Source organism: Staphylococcus caledonicus, from assembly GCF_016238465.1.
GTDB classification, from domain to species: domain Bacteria; phylum Bacillota; class Bacilli; order Staphylococcales; family Staphylococcaceae; genus Staphylococcus; species Staphylococcus caledonicus.
Genome location: NZ_JABTXV010000001.1, coordinates 328,617 through 349,818, shown reverse-complemented (window position 1 = coordinate 349,818; position 21,202 = coordinate 328,617). Strand labels below are relative to the sequence as shown.

At 34.8% G+C, this 21,202-nt stretch carries 21 protein-coding genes; 11 read left to right on the top strand and 10 right to left on the bottom strand.

The genetic code is table 11. From position 1 onward, the window contains the following. Positions 1-28 precede the first annotated feature (28 nt). The 3 genes from HS848_RS01720 to HS848_RS01710 form a co-directional block, all read right to left on the bottom strand. Positions 29-1,273: a Glu/Leu/Phe/Val family dehydrogenase gene (locus HS848_RS01720; RefSeq protein ID WP_107507462.1), complete on the bottom strand. Its 1,245-nt coding sequence runs from the start codon at positions 1,271-1,273 to the stop codon at positions 29-31. Positions 1,274-1,381: 108 nt separating this feature from the next. Beyond that, complete coding sequence (locus HS848_RS01715; protein WP_198611035.1) at positions 1,382-2,572, bottom strand: ornithine--oxo-acid transaminase; 1,191 nt, start codon at positions 2,570-2,572, stop codon at positions 1,382-1,384. A gap of 221 nt (positions 2,573-2,793) precedes the next feature. Then, a complete protein-coding gene (locus HS848_RS01710; RefSeq protein WP_198611673.1) occupies positions 2,794-3,300 on the bottom strand; it encodes a TetR/AcrR family transcriptional regulator in 507 nt (168 codons plus the stop codon). A 206-nt stretch (positions 3,301-3,506) separates the two neighbouring features. Here HS848_RS01710 and HS848_RS01705 point away from each other — a divergent pair, with 206 nt between their 5' ends. Continuing rightward, positions 3,507-4,232, top strand: coding sequence for an ABC transporter ATP-binding protein (locus tag HS848_RS01705; protein WP_198611034.1), 726 nt, complete (start codon positions 3,507-3,509; stop codon positions 4,230-4,232). Continuing rightward, on the top strand, positions 4,232-5,317 hold the full coding sequence (locus tag HS848_RS01700) for an ABC transporter permease (RefSeq protein WP_198611033.1): 1,086 nt from the start codon (positions 4,232-4,234) through the stop codon (positions 5,315-5,317). Before HS848_RS01705 ends, HS848_RS01700 begins: the two co-directional genes overlap by 1 nt. Positions 5,318-5,419: 102 nt before the next feature. On the opposite strand, the gene HS848_RS01695 is transcribed toward HS848_RS01700, so the two are convergent. The 3 genes from HS848_RS01695 to HS848_RS01685 form a co-directional block, all read right to left on the bottom strand. Next, positions 5,420-6,565: an NADH-dependent flavin oxidoreductase gene (locus tag HS848_RS01695; protein WP_198611032.1), complete on the bottom strand. Its 1,146-nt coding sequence runs from the start codon at positions 6,563-6,565 to the stop codon at positions 5,420-5,422. A 202-nt stretch (positions 6,566-6,767) separates the two neighbouring features. Beyond that, a complete protein-coding gene (gene ygs / locus HS848_RS01690) occupies positions 6,768-7,148 on the bottom strand; it encodes a S1 domain-containing post-transcriptional regulator Ygs (protein WP_011276262.1) in 381 nt (126 codons plus the stop codon). A gap of 356 nt (positions 7,149-7,504) precedes the next feature. Beyond that, positions 7,505-8,101 carry a peptidylprolyl isomerase gene (locus HS848_RS01685; protein ID WP_103166382.1) on the bottom strand — a complete coding sequence of 199 codons (597 nt, stop codon included), beginning with the start codon at positions 8,099-8,101 and terminating at the stop codon, positions 7,505-7,507. Positions 8,102-8,169: 68 nt separating this feature from the next. Here HS848_RS01685 and kapB point away from each other — a divergent pair, with 68 nt between their 5' ends. The 9 genes from kapB to HS848_RS01640 all read left to right on the top strand — a co-directional run bounded on the left by kapB (position 8,170) and on the right by HS848_RS01640 (position 15,992). Continuing rightward, positions 8,170-8,550, top strand: a complete 381-nt coding sequence (kapB, locus tag HS848_RS01680; RefSeq protein WP_107507436.1) for a sporulation phosphorelay system protein KapB — start codon at positions 8,170-8,172, stop codon at positions 8,548-8,550. Between the two features lie 133 nt (positions 8,551-8,683). Further along, positions 8,684-11,095: a Na+/H+ antiporter subunit A gene (locus tag HS848_RS01675; protein ID WP_198611031.1), complete on the top strand. Its 2,412-nt coding sequence runs from the start codon at positions 8,684-8,686 to the stop codon at positions 11,093-11,095. Further along, positions 11,076-11,504 carry a Na(+)/H(+) antiporter subunit B gene (locus HS848_RS01670; RefSeq protein WP_107507434.1) on the top strand — a complete coding sequence of 143 codons (429 nt, stop codon included), beginning with the start codon at positions 11,076-11,078 and terminating at the stop codon, positions 11,502-11,504. Before HS848_RS01675 ends, HS848_RS01670 begins: the two co-directional genes overlap by 20 nt. Next, entirely contained in the window at positions 11,504-11,851 is a 348-nt protein-coding gene (mnhC1, locus tag HS848_RS01665; protein ID WP_103166386.1) for a Na+/H+ antiporter Mnh1 subunit C, read from the top strand. The genes HS848_RS01670 and mnhC1 overlap by 1 nt, the downstream gene beginning before the upstream one ends. Beyond that, positions 11,838-13,334, top strand: coding sequence for a Na+/H+ antiporter subunit D (locus HS848_RS01660; RefSeq protein WP_198611030.1), 1,497 nt, complete (start codon positions 11,838-11,840; stop codon positions 13,332-13,334). The genes mnhC1 and HS848_RS01660 overlap by 14 nt, the downstream gene beginning before the upstream one ends. A gap of 2 nt (positions 13,335-13,336) precedes the next feature. Beyond that, positions 13,337-13,816: a Na+/H+ antiporter subunit E gene (locus tag HS848_RS01655; RefSeq protein ID WP_198611029.1), complete on the top strand. Its 480-nt coding sequence runs from the start codon at positions 13,337-13,339 to the stop codon at positions 13,814-13,816. Beyond that, entirely contained in the window at positions 13,816-14,106 is a 291-nt protein-coding gene (locus HS848_RS01650; RefSeq protein ID WP_103166389.1) for a Na(+)/H(+) antiporter subunit F1, read from the top strand. The genes HS848_RS01655 and HS848_RS01650 overlap by 1 nt, the downstream gene beginning before the upstream one ends. Further along, entirely contained in the window at positions 14,084-14,440 is a 357-nt protein-coding gene (locus tag HS848_RS01645) for a Na+/H+ antiporter subunit G1 (RefSeq protein ID WP_107507430.1), read from the top strand. The genes HS848_RS01650 and HS848_RS01645 overlap by 23 nt, the downstream gene beginning before the upstream one ends. Positions 14,441-14,828: 388 nt before the next feature. Then, positions 14,829-15,992, top strand: a complete 1,164-nt coding sequence (locus tag HS848_RS01640) for an NAD(P)-binding domain-containing protein (RefSeq protein WP_198611028.1) — start codon at positions 14,829-14,831, stop codon at positions 15,990-15,992. Between the two features lie 51 nt (positions 15,993-16,043). Here the strand turns inward: HS848_RS01640 and HS848_RS01635 are convergent, their stop codons facing one another. The 4 genes from HS848_RS01635 to HS848_RS01620 all read right to left on the bottom strand — a co-directional run bounded on the left by HS848_RS01635 (position 16,044) and on the right by HS848_RS01620 (position 20,853). After that, positions 16,044-16,439: a PaaI family thioesterase gene (locus HS848_RS01635; protein ID WP_198611027.1), complete on the bottom strand. Its 396-nt coding sequence runs from the start codon at positions 16,437-16,439 to the stop codon at positions 16,044-16,046. Between the two features lie 19 nt (positions 16,440-16,458). Beyond that, positions 16,459-17,778, bottom strand: a complete 1,320-nt coding sequence (locus HS848_RS01630) for a Na+/H+ antiporter family protein (protein WP_107507427.1) — start codon at positions 17,776-17,778, stop codon at positions 16,459-16,461. Positions 17,779-17,976: 198 nt separating this feature from the next. Next, a complete protein-coding gene (locus HS848_RS01625; RefSeq protein WP_408642064.1) occupies positions 17,977-19,449 on the bottom strand; it encodes a M17 family metallopeptidase in 1,473 nt (490 codons plus the stop codon). A 195-nt stretch (positions 19,450-19,644) separates the two neighbouring features. Beyond that, positions 19,645-20,853: an NAD(P)/FAD-dependent oxidoreductase gene (locus tag HS848_RS01620; RefSeq protein ID WP_198611025.1), complete on the bottom strand. Its 1,209-nt coding sequence runs from the start codon at positions 20,851-20,853 to the stop codon at positions 19,645-19,647. Positions 20,854-21,202 lie beyond the last annotated feature (349 nt).

Here is a 21,202-nt window from a genome sequence, read left to right as displayed (position 1 = left end):
TTGTCGCTCTCCTACTACTAACTATATCTTATGCCCAACCACGGTAACGTGCTGCTTCAGCAGTACGTTTAATACCAACAATGTAGGCTGCTAATCTCATATCAATTTTTCTATTTTGTGCTAATTCGTAAATCGTATCAAACGCATCTACTAATTTTTCACGTAATTTTTCGTTTACTTCTTCTTCTGACCAATAATAACCTTGGTTATTTTGTACCCATTCGAAGTAAGAAACAGTTACGCCACCCGCACTTGCTAATACGTCTGGTACTAATAAAATGCCACGTTCAGTTAAAATACGTGTTGCAGCAGGTGTTGTTGGTCCATTAGCGGCTTCAACTACGATATCTGCTTTAATTTCATGTGCATTATCTTCAGTGATTTGGTTAGAAATCGCTGCTGGTACTAAGATATCACAATCTAATTCGAACAATTCTTTATTAGAAATTGTTTCATCAAATAAGTTTGTTACCGTACCGAAGCTATCACGACGATCTAATAAGTAATCGATATCTAAACCTTCTGGATCATGTAATGCGCCGTATGCATCAGAAATACCAACTACTTTTGCACCCATATCGTATAAGAATTTAGCAAGGAAACTACCTGCGTTACCAAAGCCTTGGATAACTACACGAGAACCTTTAATTTCTTTACCTCTACGTTTAGCGGCTTGTTCAATTGCGATAACTACACCTAGCGCAGTTGAACGGTCACGTCCTTGTGAACCACCTAATACGATTGGCTTACCTGTAATAAAGCCTGGTGAGTTAAATTTATCTAATGCACTATATTCGTCCATCATCCAAGCCATAATTTGAGAGTTTGTAAATACATCTGGTGCTGGAATATCTTTAGTTGGCCCTACGAATTGAGAAATTGCACGCACGTAGCCACGTGATAAACGTTCTACTTCATGAATACTCATTTGACGTGGGTCACATACGATACCACCTTTACCACCACCGTATGGTAAGTTAACGATACCGCATTTTAAAGTCATCCACATAGATAATGCTTTAACTTCTTCTTCATCTACTTCTGGATGGAAACGAACCCCACCCTTAGTAGGACCTACTGCATCGTTATGTTGTGCACGATAGCCAGTAAATGTTTTAACTGTTCCGTCATCCATACGCACTGGGATGCGAACTTGTAAGAATCTTAATGGTTCTTTGATTAAATCATACATACCATCGTCAAATCCCAATTTGTGTAATGCTTCTTTAATAATACTTTGTGTAGAAGTCACTAAATTATTATTCTCAGTCATGATCACTTTCGCCTCTTTTTTAACAAATGATTTCGCTTTCATACATATTGTAACACATGTCTTTGCTTTTTAAAGGGTTTTCAAAATGAATGTTACAACTTTTTGAACTTATTCAAATACGCTTCTAATTCTGTCTAATGCATCGTCTAATTCTTCTTTAGAAATAACTAAAGGAGGTGCAAAACGAATCACTGTATCGTGTGTTTCTTTACATAATAAGCCTTTTTCTTTTAAAGCTTCACAGAATGGTCTTGCACTTTCATGTAATTCCACACCAATAAAGAGACCGCGACCACGAACTTCTTTAATTGCTGGGTGATTAATTTTTTGTAATTCAGATTTAAAGTATTCACCTAGTTCTTGTGAACGTCCTGGTAAATCTTCATCGATAATAACATCTAATGCAGCGATTGATACTGCGCATGCTAATGGGTTACCACCAAATGTTGAACCATGTGAGCCTGGTGTGAAGACATCTAACACTTCATTATCGGCTAAGACTACTGAAATTGGTAAAACGCCTCCGCCGAGTGCTTTTCCTAAAATATAAATATCTGGTTTAACGTTATCCCAATCAGTTGCGAATAATTTACCTGAACGGCCTAAACCAGCTTGAATTTCATCGGCAATAAATAGCACATTATGTTCATCACATAGTTCTCTAATAGTTTTTAAATAGCCTTCTGGTGGAATGTTGATGCCTGCTTCACCTTGAATAGGCTCAACTAAGATAGCTGCTGTATTTTCATTAATAGCTTCTTTTAATTGCTCTACGTCTCCAAAGTCAACTTTGCGGAAGCCATCAAGTAATGGGCCATAGCCACGTTGATATTCCGCTTCAGATGATAATGACACGGGCGCCATTGTACGTCCATGGAAGTTGCCATTTAAAGCAATAATTTCAGCTTTATTTGGTTCAAGACCTTTGACATCATATGCCCAACGACGTGCAGCTTTTAATGCAGTTTCTACCGCTTCAGCTCCCGTATTCATTGGTAATGCTTTGTCTTTACCTGCTAATTTGCAGATTTTTTCATACCATTCACCTAAGTTATCACTGTGGAATGCGCGTGATACCAATGTCACTTTATCCGCTTGATCTTTTAATGCTTGGATAATTTTAGGATGACGGTGACCTTGGTTTACTGCTGAATATGCTGATAACATATCCATATATTTATTACCTTCTGGATCAGTTACCCAAATACCTTCTGCTTCTGCTACCACGATTGGTAGAGGTACATAGTTACGTGCTCCATAATGGTTTGTTAATTCAATGATTTGTTCTGACTTAGTCATAATATCTCCCCTTTGCTTAAAATTATATTAAAACTAGTGGCCATACGTTATCGGCTTTCGTTGACTTGTATATCTAAATGAAAGCCCTTACAGATATAATGACACATTACGCTAATATTTTACAAGTGAAAATAATAAAAATTTTCCGATAATTAAAAGAGGTGAAAGTTCTCCGTTTGAAAGCTATTTAATTATTTAATTAAAATGCCCACCAATCCAACTTATTCCTTAATGAACACCGTGTTAATTATTTTATCGATAATTGTAGCTATTTCTTGTGAAGATTCTATTCTTCCCCGTTGCACCCAATCTTGAATTACGCTAAATATCGCATTACTGAGGAATATAAGCATAAAATATTTTTCTTTATTCGTAAGTAAATTCGTATCAAGAATTGGGATTAATTGTACTTCAATATTAGCTTGTAAGTTCTTTTTAATTGCATTATGCGTTATAAATGCACCTACATCTCCAAGCAATAATAGTAAAAGTTCTGCTTCTTCTTGCCAAAAATTTAATATTTTCTCAAAAAATTGTAGTCGTTTCTCTATATTTCCTTTAAGCATCACTTTTTTGCCGAGTCGCATTTTTTCTTTTTGATATTGATATAAGAAATCATCTTTATCTTTATAATGTTTATAGAACGTCCCCCTACTAACCCCACTTGCAGCACAAATTTCTTTTACATTTATATCTGCATATGATTTTTCTTTTAATAGAGCAATCATTCCTGTTTCAATTTTTTTATATGTATTATATATACGTTTATCTATCACAAATTCATACTCGTTCACCTTTACTCCTCCTTATAATTTTATTAAACATTCATATGCTTTGTGTCAATTTTTATTAAGTTCTTTTAAATTCTTTTCGAAAAATGATTTATATTGAATATACAGTAATTGAACACACTGTCAAATAAGGAGGTTAAAATATGGTTAATGTTGTAGCTAATTTAACAGACGCTATAAAAACTTATGATAAACATACAGTACTAAATAAAATTAATCTTGAAATTTATGAAGGAGAGCTTTTAGGACTAATTGGTCCAAGTGGCTCTGGTAAAACAACTACGATTAAATGTTTATTAGGAATGGAAAAATTAAATTCTGGTAACACTCAAGTATTTGATCAAAACATGCCTAATCGCAAGGTTCTAAACCGCATTGGTTATATGGGACAAACAGATGCATTATATGAATCACTGACTGCTAAAGAGAACCTTTTATTTTTTGGAAAATTAGCTGGACTAAAAAAAGACCACTTAACACGTAGTATTGAATCATGTATTAAGGTGGTTAATTTAGAAAATGCATTAGATAAAAAAGTTGCTTCATTTTCAGGAGGGATGAAACGTCGATTATCTCTAGCAATCACCTTGATTTCAAATCCTGATTTAATCATCTTAGATGAACCTACAGTTGGTATTGATCCAAAACTGCGTAAACAAGTCTGGGGACAATTGAAATCACTTACAAATGAAGGCAAAAGCGTGATAGTAACGACACATGTTATGGACGAAGCGGAACGTTGCGACAGAGTCGGTCTTATTGTAAATGGTCAATTATTCACAATCGGTACTCCTAAGGAACTTAAACAAAAATTTAATGTAGACACAATAGAAGAAGTATTTATAAAAGTTGAGGAGGTTAAACATTAATGAAAGTCCTTGCTATTGTAAAACGTGTAATTACTGAATTATTACGTGATAAAAGAACGCTAGCGCTTATGTTTCTCGCACCGCTCTTAGTCTTAACACTCATGCATTTTATATTTAACGGAAATGAAGATAATGATTTAAAAATTGGCATCTCAGATTCAATTTCTTCAGATATTATCGAAAATATTAATAAAGATCATATTGTATTGTCACATTACAAGTCACATAATCATATTAAATCAAAAATAGAACATAACGATTTGGATGCTTTTGTATATCAACAAGAACAAAAACTTTACGTTACTTATACGAATGAAGATCCTAGTAAATCTAGTGCGATAAAACAAATGCTTGCTCAAAGTATTCAAAAAAATAAAGTGACCGATATTAAAAAAGTAATTGAAAAAATGCCTCAAGCAACACAAAACAACAAGAATGAGACGCTCACTTTAGATAATCATTATTTATATGGAGATGCTGATAGTACTTACTTCGATAAAATGTTCCCTATATTAATGGGCTTTTTCGTATTCTTATTTGTATTCTTAGTATCAGGAATCGCTTTACTTAGAGAACGGACAAGCGGAACACTAGAGCGTTTGTTATCTACATCAATTAGACGTAGTGAAATTGTGTTTGGCTATTTAATTGGATATGGTTTATTCGCAATTATCCAAACACTTATTATCGTTCTATTTTCAATTTATTTATTAAACGTTAACTTAGCAGGTAGTTTATGGTATGTATTATTAATCAATATATTATTAGCAATTATTGCACTTGTGATGGGAATATTTATCTCTACATTTGCTAATTCAGAATTTCAAATGGTTCAATTTATACCTATTGTGGCCATCCCACAAGTCTTTTTCTCAGGTATTTTCCCATTAGATAATATGGCTTCTTGGTTAAGTAATATTGGTTACCTCTTCCCAGTTCGTTATGCCGGAAATGCATTGACCAATATAATGATAAAAGGTCAAGGTTGGACTCATATATTCATCGATTTACTCATCCTTTTAGTTTTTATTGTAGTATTTATAATATTAAATATTATTGGCTTAAAACGATATCGCAAAGTTTAAGTTAGTATCATAAAATCTATTAAGATGAGAGAGGTCGCGACATATTGAATATGCCTCGACCTCTCTCATTTTCTTATATATGGTAAATTCTTCACCTAAATATTAAGATTTACTATCTGTGTCTTCATCTTTACGTGGTAATGGATAGAATCCTTCATTGAATTGTTTCCATAAATTTGGTGGTAATTCATGGTTGTCTTCACGTTTTGGATCGAAGTATGAGATAATTTCGTCTTCGTTACCTTCTTTAATTTTGCTCACAAAATTATAATCTAATAAGATTTCACGACCTAGAGCCACAAGTTCAATACCTGTTGTCTCAACTGCATCTAATGCATCGTCAGCAGTAAATACTGAGCCAATACCTATAACTGGCACACGTCCATTAGTCCATTCATGAATTAATTTCAAGCGCTCTTGACCTGCATATTTACCTTCACGTGTTTCAGAGTGAATATCACCAAGTGAAATGTGAATATAATCTATCGCTTTTTCAGTGATAGTATTCACTAATTGTTCAGTGATTTCCATTGATATTCCTGGTGATTCCGCTTCTTCAGGAGAAAGTCTATAACCTACGATAAAGTCATTATTCGTATGTTGTTCTTTAGCTTTTAGAACTTCATCGATAACAGCTGTTGGGAATTTCATGTGATCTGCCCATTCATCATTTCTTCTATTGTAATAAGGAGATACGAACTGATGAATAAGATAATGGTTAGCACCGTGGATTTCCACGCCGTCAAAGCCCGCTTCAATCACACGACGTGTTGCTTCACCAAAGTCTTTAATTGTTTGTTCAATTTCTTCTGGCGTAATCTCTCTAGCTTGGTGTTCTTCCTGTTGTCCGAAGCTTTTTAAAGAAATAGGACTTGGGGCAACAACATCGCCATTTGGTGTTAAATTAGGTAAAGCTTGCGCACCACCGTGGTGAATTTGTACTAACGCTTTGGCACCATTTTTCTTCATTGCAGTAGCTAAACGTTTTAAACCTTCTAAATCTGAATCATGTGCTACTGATGGTTGACCTGGAAAAGCTTTCCCAATGTCGTTAACGTTACTTGCAGCGTTAATAGCTAAGCCAACGTCTTTAGAACGCTTTTCAATATATGGAATTTCTACATCAGAAATTGTACCATCGTCATTTGATGATACGTGGGTAAGTGGCGCTAATACGAAACGATTTCTTAGTTCAACGCCGTTAGGTAATGTAACAGTTTCAAATAACTTCTCATATTTATTATTCATAACTATTCTCTCCTTCTTAATCATGCACACACTATAGCATGGAGAAATAATTATCCTCTAATTATATGCTTATATGTGCCTTACTACTAAACCCTTTCTTCCCGAAAATAAAAAAATCATTCATAAAATATAGTTTCTTCCAATATAAAAAAGCTAACACTACTGTTGATAAGTAATGTTAGCTAAGCGTGTTGACAGTCAATTAATTATTACGAATCGCACGTTTAGACTGCTTAATCCAGACCGGTAGGCGTTCTTCGAGTGTTTGAAACCCATACTTTTCTGTTTCTTTAATTTCATCTAATACTGACTGCTTTTCTTTTTTTCGTTCGTAGTTCTTAAAGTAATCATTATCTTTAAGTGACAAATTAAGTTTTCCTTCATCGTCAATTGATAAAATCTTCGCTTTAACAATTTGCCCTTCTGATAGAAATTTTTTTAGGTTATGGACATAATCATCCATGATTTCTGAAATGTGGATTAGTCCTTCAGTATGGTCAGGGGTCTCAACAAAAGCGCCATACGGTTGAATTCCAGTCACACGCACTTTAATATGCTGACCTTCTTTATAGTGATTATTCAACTTGATAACCCCTTATTTCGATTTCTTAACATAATAATAATAGCATAAATCACAAACTTGGACTAATCATAAAACGAGAAAACTCTATTATTTTTCAGAAATTTAATATTTTATGAATAATTTTAAAATTAAAAGTTCGCATTTATTATATTTTAAGAAGTTGATTGATTATACAAAATTGCATCTTTCACATGCGCTAATATCCATATTTACTCGTTTTCAGTTTGTAATCATTTTCAATAAAAAAACCTAAAATGATTCATGACAGTTAATGTACTTAACATGACATCATTTTAGGATGAAATAAAATGAATATTTATATGTTGACTGTCTAACGCTATTGGCTAAACTTACACTTATTTTTCTTCAACGTCGATTGATTCGATGACAACATCATGAACTGGTTTGTCTTGAGCGCCTACTTTAGTGTTAGCAATATCTTCTAGAGTTGTTTCGCCTTCAATTAATTGACCAAATACAGTATGTTTTTGATCTAACCAAGGTGTACCGCCCTTTTCAGCATAAGCTTCAGCAATTGGTTTTGGCCAACCGCCATCTTCTAATTGATTTAACATCGTTTCTGGTACTTCTTTCATTTGAACGACGAAGAATTGTGATCCGTTAGTGTTAGGACCAGCATTGGCCATTGATAAAGCGCCATATAAGTTAAACGCTTCTAATGAGAACTCATCTTCAAATGATTCACCATAGATACTTTCGCCGCCCATACCTGTTGCAGTTGGGTCGCCACCTTGAATCATAAAGTCATTGATGACACGATGGAACGTAATGCCATCGTAATAGCCATTTTTCGCATGTGTCACAAAATTTTCAACTGTTTTAGGAGCGATATCTGGGAATAATTTGAATGTCATATCGCCTTTATTTGTATGCATAACAACTTTAATTTCGTTGTCTTGTATTTCTTTAGTTAACTGTGGATAGTTAGTCATTTAGATTCTCCATTCATGTTATGATGATATAGATACATCTTAACATATTTGAAAGGAAGTAATATAGCATGTTATATCGATTCTCACACAAGACAGGCACGTATGGTGTAAGTATTAAAGAAGAAAATGACAACCAAGTGTTAGTCCAAGTGGAACAAGTGATTAAACACCCTAAACAAGGTGATTTACATAATCCTGGCAAAGTAGAAGGCGTGTTCTTTCATGAAAGACGTGCGTTAAGTCATTATGAAAAGCGTTATGCTACGCGTTCAAAACTTCGTGAGTTTAATGTTGAAGAAATGAAATATGAAGACTCATTACAACAAGCTATTACGCAAATGGAAAATGATTTAAAACAACAAGATACAGAATTTGCCAAATATGCTTTAAATAATTTAGAAAACTTAAAAAACGATTACTCAATTCAATATAAACAAAAATTTTTCTAGGCATTTTTAACGTGTTTCTTCTTATTTAATAAGTTCTGGAAAATCACTGTCTACAAGCATGATTGACGTTTTTCAGAATAATATGATTCATGTATAATGTATGCCATAAATATTTTTAAAGGAGGCCAACATAGTGAGTTTGTTACATATTGCGGTACTCTTACCGCTAATATTCGCACTCATTATTCCAATCCTTTATCGATTCTTTAAGAAGATTCATTTAGGTTGGTTTGTATTACCTATTCCTGTTGTCTTATTTATTTATTTCTTAACTCATATTTCAACTACTCAATCAGGTAATACAGTAATAAAAACTTTGAATTGGATGCCTCATATCGGTATGAATTTTGATTTATATCTCGATGGCTTAAGCGTGTTATTCAGTTTACTTATTACAGGTATTGGGAGCCTCGTCGTATTATACTCTGTAGGCTACCTTAGTAAGTCTGAACAACTCGGAAACTTTTACTGTTATTTATTACTTTTCATGGGTGCAATGTTGGGAGTTGTACTCTCAGATAATTTAATTATGCTTTATTTGTTTTGGGAATTAACTTCATTTTCAAGTTTCTTACTCATCTCATTTTGGCGAGAAAAACAAGCATCAATTTATGGTGCGCAAAAGTCACTTATTATCACTGTATTTGGGGGCTTAAGCTTATTAGGTGGCTTTATCCTTATATCATTAGCAGGCGATTCAATGAGTGTGCATCATTTAATAGACAATGCGTCTAAAATACAGCATAGTCCTTACTTCACGTTTGCCATGATATTAATCATGTTAGGTGCATTCACTAAATCTGCACAAGTACCATTCTATATTTGGTTGCCCGACGCGATGGAAGCACCTACGCCCGTTAGTGCCTATTTACATTCAGCAACAATGGTCAAAGCGGGATTATATTTAGTGGCACGTGTGACGCCTTTATTTGCTATTTCGCAAGGATGGATTTGGACAATTACTCTAGTCGGTTTAATCACCCTCTTCTGGGCATCATTCAATGCGACTAAGCAACAAGACTTAAAAGGTATCTTGGCATTCTCTACTGTGTCACAACTCGGTATGATTATGTCTATGCTAGGTATTGGTGCAGTTAGCTATCATTTTGAAGGTCAACAAAGTCAATTATATATAGCTGGGTTTACTGCCGCAGTCTTCCATTTAGTTAACCATGCGACATTCAAAGGTGCTCTATTTATGGTAACTGGTGCGGTTGACCATGCGACTGGTACGCGTGATGTGAAAAAACTTGGTGGCTTACTTACTATCATGCCAATTTCATTTACAATCACTGTTATCACAGCATTGAGCATGGCTGGTGTACCGCCTTTTAACGGTTTCTTATCTAAAGAAAAATTCTTAGAAGCCATGATTGAAGCATCTCACGCAAATCTTTTTAGTCTCAATACATTAGGGATTATCTTCCCAATTTTAGCTATTGTAGGTAGTATCTTTACATTTGTATATTCGATTAAATTCGTCTTACATATATTTTTCGGAAAACATCAACCCGATGCTCTACCTAAAAAGACACATGAAGCTTCAATATTAATGTTAATCTCTCCAATCATCTTAGCTGCACTCGTTATTATCTTTGGGTTATTCCCTGGGTTACTAACACAATCTATTATTGAGCCAGCGACAACAGCAATTAGTGGAGCGACAAATGTACATGCAGAATTCCACCTATTCCATGGTATTACGCCTGCATTCATTTCAACATTAATGATTTGGATTATAGGAATTATATTATTGTTAACATTTGGCTACTGGATTCGCTTATTACAAGCGCAACCTACACGCCTTACATTTAACCATTGGTATGACTCAGCCGGAAAATGGCTCCCATCATACTCAGCAAATATGACGAATAGTTACGTCAATGGATATGTTAGAGATAGTTTAGTTATTATCTTCGGCATGCTAATTATAGTCACTGCTGTCACACTATTAAGCGTGCCTTTCAGCTTTGATTTTAAAGATATCAATACGATACATCTCTACGAAATTGTCATCTTAGTCTTACTCGTGGTAGCAGCATTTATGGTAGTGATTGCTAAATCTCGTTTATTCAGCATCATCATGCTTGGTGTAGTCGGATATACGGTGTCAGTGCTCTTTGTATTCTTTAAAGCACCTGACTTAGCCTTAACACAGTTCGTAGTTGAATCAATCTCGACTGGATTATTCTTATTATGTTTCTACTATTTACCAAACCTAAATCGCTATAATGAAAAGACTTCATTTAAACTAACGAACGCAGTGATTTCAATTGGTGTAGGATTAGTCGTCATTATCTTAGGCTTAATTGCTTATGGCAACAGACATTTTACTTCTATTGGAGAATATTATAAAGATCACGTTTACGACTTAGCTCATGGTAAAAATATGGTCAACGTTATCCTTGTAGACTTCCGTGGTATGGATACGTTGTTCGAATCATCTGTATTAGGTATTGCCGGATTAGGCGTCTATACAATGATTAAACTACGTCGTAAACATAAAACAAGTGAGGTGAAGCGTGATGAACAGACAGAACAATAATTTAATGTTTCAATATGCCGCTGTTATTATCGCCTTTTTAATCGCCTTATTTGGTATTTCTTTATTCTTCGCCGGTCACTATACGCCTGGCGGAGGTTTCGTAGGAGGGTTACTTTTATCTTGTGCGTTAACCATTATTGCAATAGCGTTTGATATTAAAACGATGCGCAAAGTCTTCCCTTGGGATTTTAAAATTCTAATTGGTATTGGCTTATTATTCTGCGTCGGTACACCTATTGCAAGTTGGTTCTACGGCAGCCAATTCTTTACTCATACAGAGTTCAATATTCCGTTGCCCCTACTCCAACCTGTTCATATGAATACGCCTATGTTCTTTGACTTTGGTGTTTTATGCGCAGTAGTTGGTACGATTATGACAATTATTTTAGCGATTGGAGAGAACGAATAGTGGAAATAATTATGATATTTGTATGTGGCATTCTCACAGCAATCAGTGTCTATCTCGTTTTATCTAAAAGTTTGATACGAATTGTTATGGGGACGACTTTAATTACACATGCATCAAATTTATTTTTAATTACAATGGGCGGATTAAAACATGGTGAAATGCCAATTTATGAAAAAGGCATCTCTCAATATGTTGATCCTATCCCACATGCATTAATACTTACAGCTATTGTTATTGCCTTTGCAACAACAGCTTTCTTCTTAGTCTTGGCTTTTAGAACCTATAAAGAATTAGGTACAGACAACGTAGAACAGATGAAGGGAGTGCCTAATGATGATAGAAACTAATTTAGTTGTTCTGACATTAGTAGTGCCGATTATTACTGCTATTATCCTTATATTTTTAGGACAACGTTATCGAATTAAACGCTATGTCACATTGATAGGCCTCGCCCTTACCTTAGTAGTTGCCATCATCAATTTAAGAAACGTAGTGGTCGATGGCCCATTGAAAGTCGAATTAGGTTCTTGGCCAGCACCATATGGCATTATCTTTTTACTTGATAGTTTTAGTGCCATGTTAATCGTAACAAGCATTATTATCACAATACTTATTACTGCCTATTCGATTACGACTGCTGGAATTGATAGAGAACGCTATTACTTCCACTTTTCAATAACGTTTATGTTAGTGGGTATTATTGGTGCGTTTACAACTGGAGATATCTTTAACCTGTTCGTATTCTTTGAAGTATTCTTAATGTCTTCATACGCCTTACTAGTACTAGGTGGCACACATATTCAACTACGTGAAACGGTAAAATATCTACTCGTCAATATTGTGACATCTACATGCTTTGTTATTGCAGTAGCGATTTTATATTCAATCGTTGGCACGCTTAACATGGCTGATATTAGTGAGAAATTGACTAGTCTATCTAGTACACATGGTGGACTTTTAAGCATAGTATTTATTCTTTTCATCTTTGTGTTTGCAACTAAAGCTGGTGCCTTCCCTATGTACGTTTGGTTACCTGGTTCATACTATGCCCCACCTTTTGCTATTATCGCTTTCTTCGGCGCATTACTTACAAAAGTGGGTGTCTACGCGATTTTAAGAACGTCGAGTCTATTCTTCAACGATACGATGAGTTTTTCACACTACACAATTTTATTCTTAGCATTATTAACGATTATCTTTGGTTCAATCGGAGCCATCGCCTATTACGACACTAAAAAAATCATCATTTACAATATTATGATTGCTGTCGGCGTAATTTTAGTCGGTGTCGCAATGATGAATGAAGCGGGTATTATAGGGGCAATTTATTATACGCTCCACGATATGTTAGTGAAGACTTCCCTATTCCTATTAATTGGTGTGATGTATCAAATTACTAAATCCACTAACCTTAAAGAATTCGGTGGACTCATTAAAACGTACCCAGTCCTTGGTTGGTCATTCTTTATAGCTGCCTTAAGTTTAGCCGGTATCCCGCCATTGAGTGGTTTTTACGGTAAGTATTATATTGTACAGGCTACTTTTGAAAAGGGCTTTTATGTAAGTGGCGTGATTGTCTTACTTTCAAGTTTAGTAGTATTGTATTCAGTTATTCGTATTTTCTTAAAAGGCTTTTTCGGAGAGCCAAAAGGATATGACGTACAACGCAAAGTAAATGTTACACATGCTACGACTATTTCTATTGCAGCAGTAGTCATTACAGTATTATTCGGTTTATCTGCCGATTTACTCTATCCACTTGTTTCTGAAGCAGCTAAATCTTTCTATGATCCTAGCTTTTATATTAAAAGCGTATTAGGAGGTAAGTAATCATGGCCATTCAAATCATTTTAAATTTTATATTAGCTTTTATATGGATATTCTTAAGTGGTAGCTATACCTTAAATAACCTTTTATTAGGATTTATCTTAGGGATAGGTTTGGTCTACTTATTTAATAGAGTCTTACCTGGCAGATTTTATTTAATCAAAGTGTACAAGATCGTTAAACTTATCGTAGTCTTTTTCATCGAATTAATTAAAGCCAACATCGATGTGTTAAAAATCGTCTTACAACCTACATTGAAAAATCAACCTGGTTTCTTTATTTATGACACGGATTTAAAGACTGATTGGCAAATTGTATTATTATCTAATTTAATTACACTTACGCCTGGAACAGTAGTACTTGGGATAAGTGATGACAGAACAAAGATTTATATCCATTCAATTGATTTTAGTACTAAAGAGGAAGAAGTTGAAGGTATTAAATCTTCACTTGAAAAAGTAGTTAGAGAGGTGGGCGAAGACTGATGGTAAAAATAATTATTATTATTGCTTTAATTATTGTTGTAATATCAATGTTGGCAATGTTCATTCGCATTATCAAAGGCCCCTCTTTAGCAGACCGTATATTAGCGCTTGATGCGATAGGTTTACAATTAATGGCATGTATCGCTTTATATAGTATATTTATAGGCGCGCAATATCTACTTGTTGCTATATTATTAATTGGTATTTTAGCGTTTTTAGGCACAGCGGTCTTTTCAAAATATATGGATAAAGGTAAGGTGATGGAACGTGATAGCAAACATCATCATTAGTTTAGCGCTTATCTTTGTTATCTTAGGTGCTTTAATAAGTGCCGTGACAGCCATTGGTATTATTCGCTTAAAAGATATTTATTCACGTGGTCATGCTGCTGGTAAATCTGCTACACTAGGTGCAATCTTTCTATTATTTGGAACGTTCTTATACTTTATTGGTACAGAGGGTTATATTAATATGCAGTTGATATTAGGTATTGTATTTATCTTAATCACTGGTCCACTTTCAAGTCATTTAATTATGAGAGCTTCGTATAATAATAGAACACCTTATACTAAAGATACGAAAATAGATGAATTTAAAGACGAATTTAAGGATAAGAAAATATAATTTAGTTTCTCTTTAATAATAACAAGAGCTAAATCTCCATATAGGCGTAGAGGTATTTCAAATATGAATTCACCTCTACGCTTTTCTTTTTATCAATACTTCGTATTGTTTCGCTCGCATTTCCCTGGGGGGAGCGGCGACAGAAATCTAATATAATTTCTAAGATTTCGTTGTCCCGCCCCGGCAAGGTTGACTAGAAATGAAGAAAGTGAGGCTCGAACGCAACTTCATTTCAGACAACTACTGCCAAACTTAGCCACTGAGCCCTTTCTTTTAGAGTCTCGCCCACAATACTACATTGATTATGTGTAACTTTATATTGGCTTTAAGTTAAAAACATGTTATTATAAATCGTAATAATTACGTTTTATAAGAAAGAAGTGTTTTTATGCATTGGACTATTATTGGTGGTGGCATTCAAGGTACGACCATCGCACTAAAATTACGTGAAGCAGGTCTTCCTGTTGAACAATTAACTATTATCGACCCTTACAATTCTTTATGTGAACAATTTAATGACTTTACGCATAGGATTAGCATGCCGTTTTTACGCTCACCTATTGTACATCATATTCATCCTAATCCATTCCACTTAAAGCAATTCGCTAAAGTGCAACAATATACAAATGCAACATACGGACGTTATCAACGTCCTCAAACAGATATGTTTATGCATCACGTACATGAACAAGTGCATCATTATCATCTTAACGCTTGTCATGTTCAAGGCTACGTCAAGGAATTGACGCAACATAATCATGGTTGGTCTATTACTTTATCTGACGCTCAAGAGCTTCAAACTGATTGTGTTGTACTCGCACAAGGTTGTAATCATAAACCTTACATTCCTGATTTATATCATCATAAGGAGGATGTATGCCACATTTTCAATGAGAATTTCGATGCTACTATGTATGATAAGGCATCTCATGTTGTGGGTAGCGGCATTTCGGCGGCTCATTTAACATTGAAGTTATTGAATCGATCTCAAGATAAAGTGGTACATTTATGGATGAATAAAGATATAGCCATTCATCACTTCGATGCCGATCCTGGCTGGCTTGGACCTAAAAATATGACTTCATTCTTAAATACTAAATCTGCAGATGAAAAATTTGAAATTCTTTCAAAAGAAAGACATAAAGGTTCTATGCCTCAAGAACTATATTTGCGCTTGAAAAAGCATGTTCAATCTGGACGTTTAGTGATTCATAAAGAGACAATCACCTCTATTGAGGACCACTCCATTATGACTGAAAATCAGAAGGTAACGTATGATTATATTTTACTGGCAACTGGGTTTGAACCTACATTTTTAAAACAATCAATGATACAGTCACTCATTAAACATGAGCAGGCACCTTTAACATCATGTGGCTTGCCGGACATAAGTTCAGAATTAGAATGGCTTCCTCAACTCTTTGTAGCGGGCGGCTTGGCAGATTTAGAACTTGGGCCGTTTGCTAGAAATATTATGGGTGGCAAAGAGGCTTCATTAAGAATTCATCAAGCTTATCAAAGATTGCATAATAGTAAACGCGACTCAGCATAATCCTAAAAGAAAAGAGCGAGGACAGAAATTTAATGTAATTTCTATCCTTGCTCATTTAAAAAACCGCTTATTTTTTTTTAAGGGCTTAATGCCTACTGTCCCTCTCATAATACTAATTAATTCATCTTGTTCGCTTTTAATTTCAATATTCCATACTTGTGTAGTCTTACCTTGATGAATAATGGTCGCAGTAGCTATAATACGACCTTCTTTAACTGAATGGATATGATTTGCGTTCATTTCTAAGCCTAAAGGAATAAATTGTTGAGTATCGATTAGATTTGCAGCCCCGATTGAACACGCTGTTTCTCCTAATGCGATAGTTGCCCCACCGTGTAAATAACCAAATGGTTGTTTCACTTTATCAGTGACTGGCATCGAAATGACAACTTTACCTTTCTCGGTATCTTCTATCTTCATCTCAAAGGTTTCTAGTAAATTGGTCACGTATTTCACCTCATGATTATTATAATATCATCGTTGCAATTGTACCAAAGATAATTAACGGTACGTTATAAAACACAAAGTTAGGTATACATGTATCTCGAATATGATCGTGTTGACCATCTACATCTAAACCGGCAGTTGGACCTAATGTGGAATCACTTGCTGGAGAACCTGAATCTCCTAGGGCACTGGCTGTACCTACTAGTGCAATAAGCGCCATCGTATCTAAACCAATTGAGACACCAAGTGGGATGAATAACGTTGCGATGATAGGAATCGTCGCAAAAGATGATCCTATTCCCAATGTCACTACTAGCCCAACAAGATACATTACAATGATACTAATTAATTTATGTCCATTTGTAATTTCGGTTAAACTTGAGACTAATTTTTGAATATCTCCCGTCGCATTCATCACACCGGCAAAGCCGTTTGCCGAAAGAATCACGACGCCAATAAATGACATAATCTTAATACCTTCAACAAACTGACTATCTAATTCATTCCATTTGTATACACCTGAAATAAAGAAGACCAGTACCCCAGCTAATGCGCCAAAGATCATTGAATCTGTAAAAGTTTGTACTAAAAATGTTGCTAAAATAGCTACTACGGTAACTACTAATACATATGGTCGAATGGCTGGAATGGCCTCTTCCTTTTCAGAATAAGGTTCTGATTTATATTCACGAGGTTTACGGAAATAGAATATGCCCAATACTAAACCAACAATATAGCCTAATGAAGGAATAAGCATCGCTTTCCATATCATATTAAATTCGATTGGGTGATGTGCTTTATCAAATCCGTTTTGAATAATTTGGTGGAATATTTGTCCGAAACCGTATGGAAGTAAGACATATGGCCAACATAAACCGAAACCAATGACCAAACCAATTAAACGTCTGTCCATTTTCAAATCATTAAAGAGACTTAAAAGTGGTGGAATAACGATAGGTATAAATGCGATATGTACTGGGATTAAGTTTTGGCTCATGATGCTCATCATTAAAAGTGCCACTATAATAATGACTTTAACTTTAATCCTAGATAATCGGCTATTTTCAGAGTGAATTGCGCGTATGATTTTATTAACTAAATAATCCGTAATGCCACTATATGAAATAAGCGCTGCAAAACCGCCGAGTAATGCATAGCTTAAAGCGACTTCTGAACCATCGACAATATTTTTACCAAATACGCTGATGACTTTATTCAAACTCATACCTGAAATGAGTCCACCCACTAAGGAACTAATAAATAAACTAATCACGACATTTAATCTGCATAAACATAAAATAATCATTAAAATAACTGCAATAACTACTGCATTAATCATACACACTCACCCTTTATCTCTCTACCGAACTAAAGTAAATAATTATGTGATTTATCATACCAACTCGATTAACTATTGTCAATGCGCCAATTTTCAAGGAAGCGAGTACTCTATAAAAAAACAGTAGTGAGGCTTAATCTTAAACACACACTACTGCTCTATACTCTTAATACTATTTAGGCCTGTTGATTAAAATATTTAGTTACGTAACCAATTTAGAACGGTTGTAATCATACTTCCTGTAGGACCTTTAGGCCCTTTAAAAATATTAGTATGAGTCGTAGCTGGTCCTGCAATATCAAAATGGATATGAGGTGTCGTGCCACTAAAATGTGTAATAAATGTGGCTGCAAATAAAGCTTTGCCTTGACCATTTGTATGATTGACTAAATCGGCTACGTCAGAACGACGAATTAAACGTTGTTCAGTGTTGGTGATAGGTAACTCAAAGGCCAGTTCATCCATCGCTCTTGCACTAGCTAAAATCTCTTGAATTTCATTGTCAGCATGAGAATTAAACAATGCTGCTTTATCTTCTCCTAATGCTACAATGGCTGCACCTGTTAGCGTCGCAAAATCTAAAATAATACGTGGTTGGAATTGGTTCGCATAGAATACAGCATCTGCTAATACCATTCGTCCTTCAGCATCGCTATTTAGCATTTCAACTGTTTCCCCGCTTAACGCTGTAAAGACATCGTCGGGTTTCATAGCATTATTGCTAATCATATTTTCAGCGGAAGCAATCACCCCTACAATATTAATTGGTAATTCAAGACGGGAAGCCGCTTCAATCATTCCCACAACATTCGCTGCGCCACACATATCAAATTTCATCGTCTGCATGCCAACTTTAGACTTAATACTGTAACCACCAGAATCATAAGTAATCCCTTTACCAACTAAGGCAATCGGTGCCTCATCTCCTATAGCACCATTATACGTTAACGTAATCACTGCCGGTGGGTTGATGGAACCCTTACCTACTGCGTGAATAAGACCAAATCCCTCTGACAACAGGGTTTCTCCGTCTTTAATATCCACTTTGACTTTCGTTTCTTTAAAATGCTCTGCCACTTCGTCCGCAAAGTAACTTGGCGTTAAAATATTAGGCGGCATATTGCTGAAATCACGCGCAAGATTGATAGATTGGCCTACAATTATGCCTTGTTTCAATTGCGTCTCAAGATGTGTATCTTGTGTAGTGATATGTAAGTCTAACTTGTACGGAACTTTTTTATCAGATTTATAATTATCAAAAGTATATATGGCTTGTTCACTTTGGAGACCTAATACTTCGATGATTTTATCTTGAGTGATCTGTTTAGAGATAAATGTATCAAATAATAATTCAGCATCCGTGACATGTTCTTCTTTTAAAAATTGGAACAAGTTGCCAAATACTTTTAATAAATCAGTATAATTTAACGTCTTTAAATTACCTAATCCAACTGTAATTAAGCGTTTAGATTCATCTTCTAGTGGCAAGACGGTTGAAGCGACTTTACCTAGCGTATTGTGAATAATATGATGATGGCGATACTCATCAATACGTTGCGTTAAATCATGATTATTATATTGCACTGTACCAAGTTGGTTAATATGGTCTGGTACGCCTATAATTAATACTTCAGTGTCGATGTGCTCATGTTGATTAAAATTGAAGTTGATCATTGTGTAGCACCCTTTCTGTTGAATAGTAAATGTAATTTCGAAGATTTCGTCGTTCTACCCTAGTAAAGTTGATTATAGATGAATAAAGGATGGTTTCAAAGTCTCTTCATCTTATAAAATTCATACCTAAAAAAGCTGAGACATTTATATATAAACGCCTCAGCTTCTCTATTATATTGATTTTATTAAAACTTAGAATTTACCTTTTTTGAATGCTAAGCCTACGCCACCGATTTTGAATACGGCACGTGTATCAATAACTTTCTTCATGAAGGCAGCTTTTTTACCAGTAATATCTCTACCGTAAACGATACCTACACCGTCATGAGAACCTAATGAACATACTGTACCACGGTCAACATATTCAAATTCTTCTGCAGCTTGACCGTTTAAGATGTTTTTAATATTTTTAGCAACGTGTTCACCTTGTTGCATAGCGATTTGAGCTGTAGTTGGTAATGGACGTTCTTCACCTGCTGGGATAAACGCAGAAACATCACCGATTACAAAGATGTCGTCATGACCTTCGATTGTTAAATCTTGTTTAGTCACGATACGGCCACGTTTAACGCCTTCAAATGATTCTTCCATTAATTTACTACCACGTACACCGGCAGCCCAGATAGCAGTACCTGCTTCTAATTGTTGTTCTTGATCGTTGATTTTTACAACGAAACCTTTTTCGTTACAAGCAACGATTGGTGTAGCGATTTTGAATTCAACGCCGCGATCTTCTAAATAGTTAACTGCATAGTTAACTAATTCGTCAGAGAACATTGGTAACATTTTTGGAGCAGCTTCAACACAAGTTAATTTAACTTTGTTTTGATCTACGCCGTATTTGCTACATAATTCAGGAATTCTTTCAGTTAATTCACCTAAGAATTCAATACCTGTAAAGCCAGCGCCACCAACTAAGATAGCTAAGTCTTTATCGTCTTTTTCTTTAGAAGCTGCATAGTTTGCGAATTTATCTTCGATATGACGAGATAAACGACGTGCAGTTTCGATGTTTTCAATTTGGAAAGCGTGGTCTTTCATACCGTCGATGCCAAATGTTTCACTTTCGAAACCTAATGCTACTACTAAAATATCGTAGTCATAAATACCGTGATTAGTTTCTACTTTTTTAGCGTTACGGTCGATTTTAGTTACTTCAGCGTTGATAAATTTAACTTTATCTTCTTTAATTACACTTTCAATTGGATAAATTAAATCTTCATAATTTAAAGTACCAGCTGAAGCTTCATGTAACCAAGTTGCTTCATAGTGATATTTGTTTTTGTTGATTAAAGTGATTTCCGCTTCATCTGCAGAAAGTTCTTTTTGTAATTTAGTTACTGTTTGTAAACCAGCGTAACCAGCACCTAGTACTAGTACTTTTTTACGATCTTGTGCCATTTCATTCACCTAAGCTTTCATAATTATTTTCTTAAATGTAGATAAAGGCTACAAATTTCAGAACATAACAAAGCTCAGACCGTACATTATATTTCATTCAATATCTGTTAGTCTGATTTACCATAAACTTTGCACTTAACCTAACTGTTCATCCCTATTTATAGTCTTAGTCAACACTTTGTTTTTCAATTCAGTTTTATGAACTTTAGTTCACAAAAAAGACAAAGTTCAATCCATATTCAATTTTATAGCTTTTACACTACATTTTCAAGCAACAACAAGACTATATTTAAAATAATCGTCTTATACTTAAATCTAGAATATATAATCGAACTTTTTAAAATTTTTT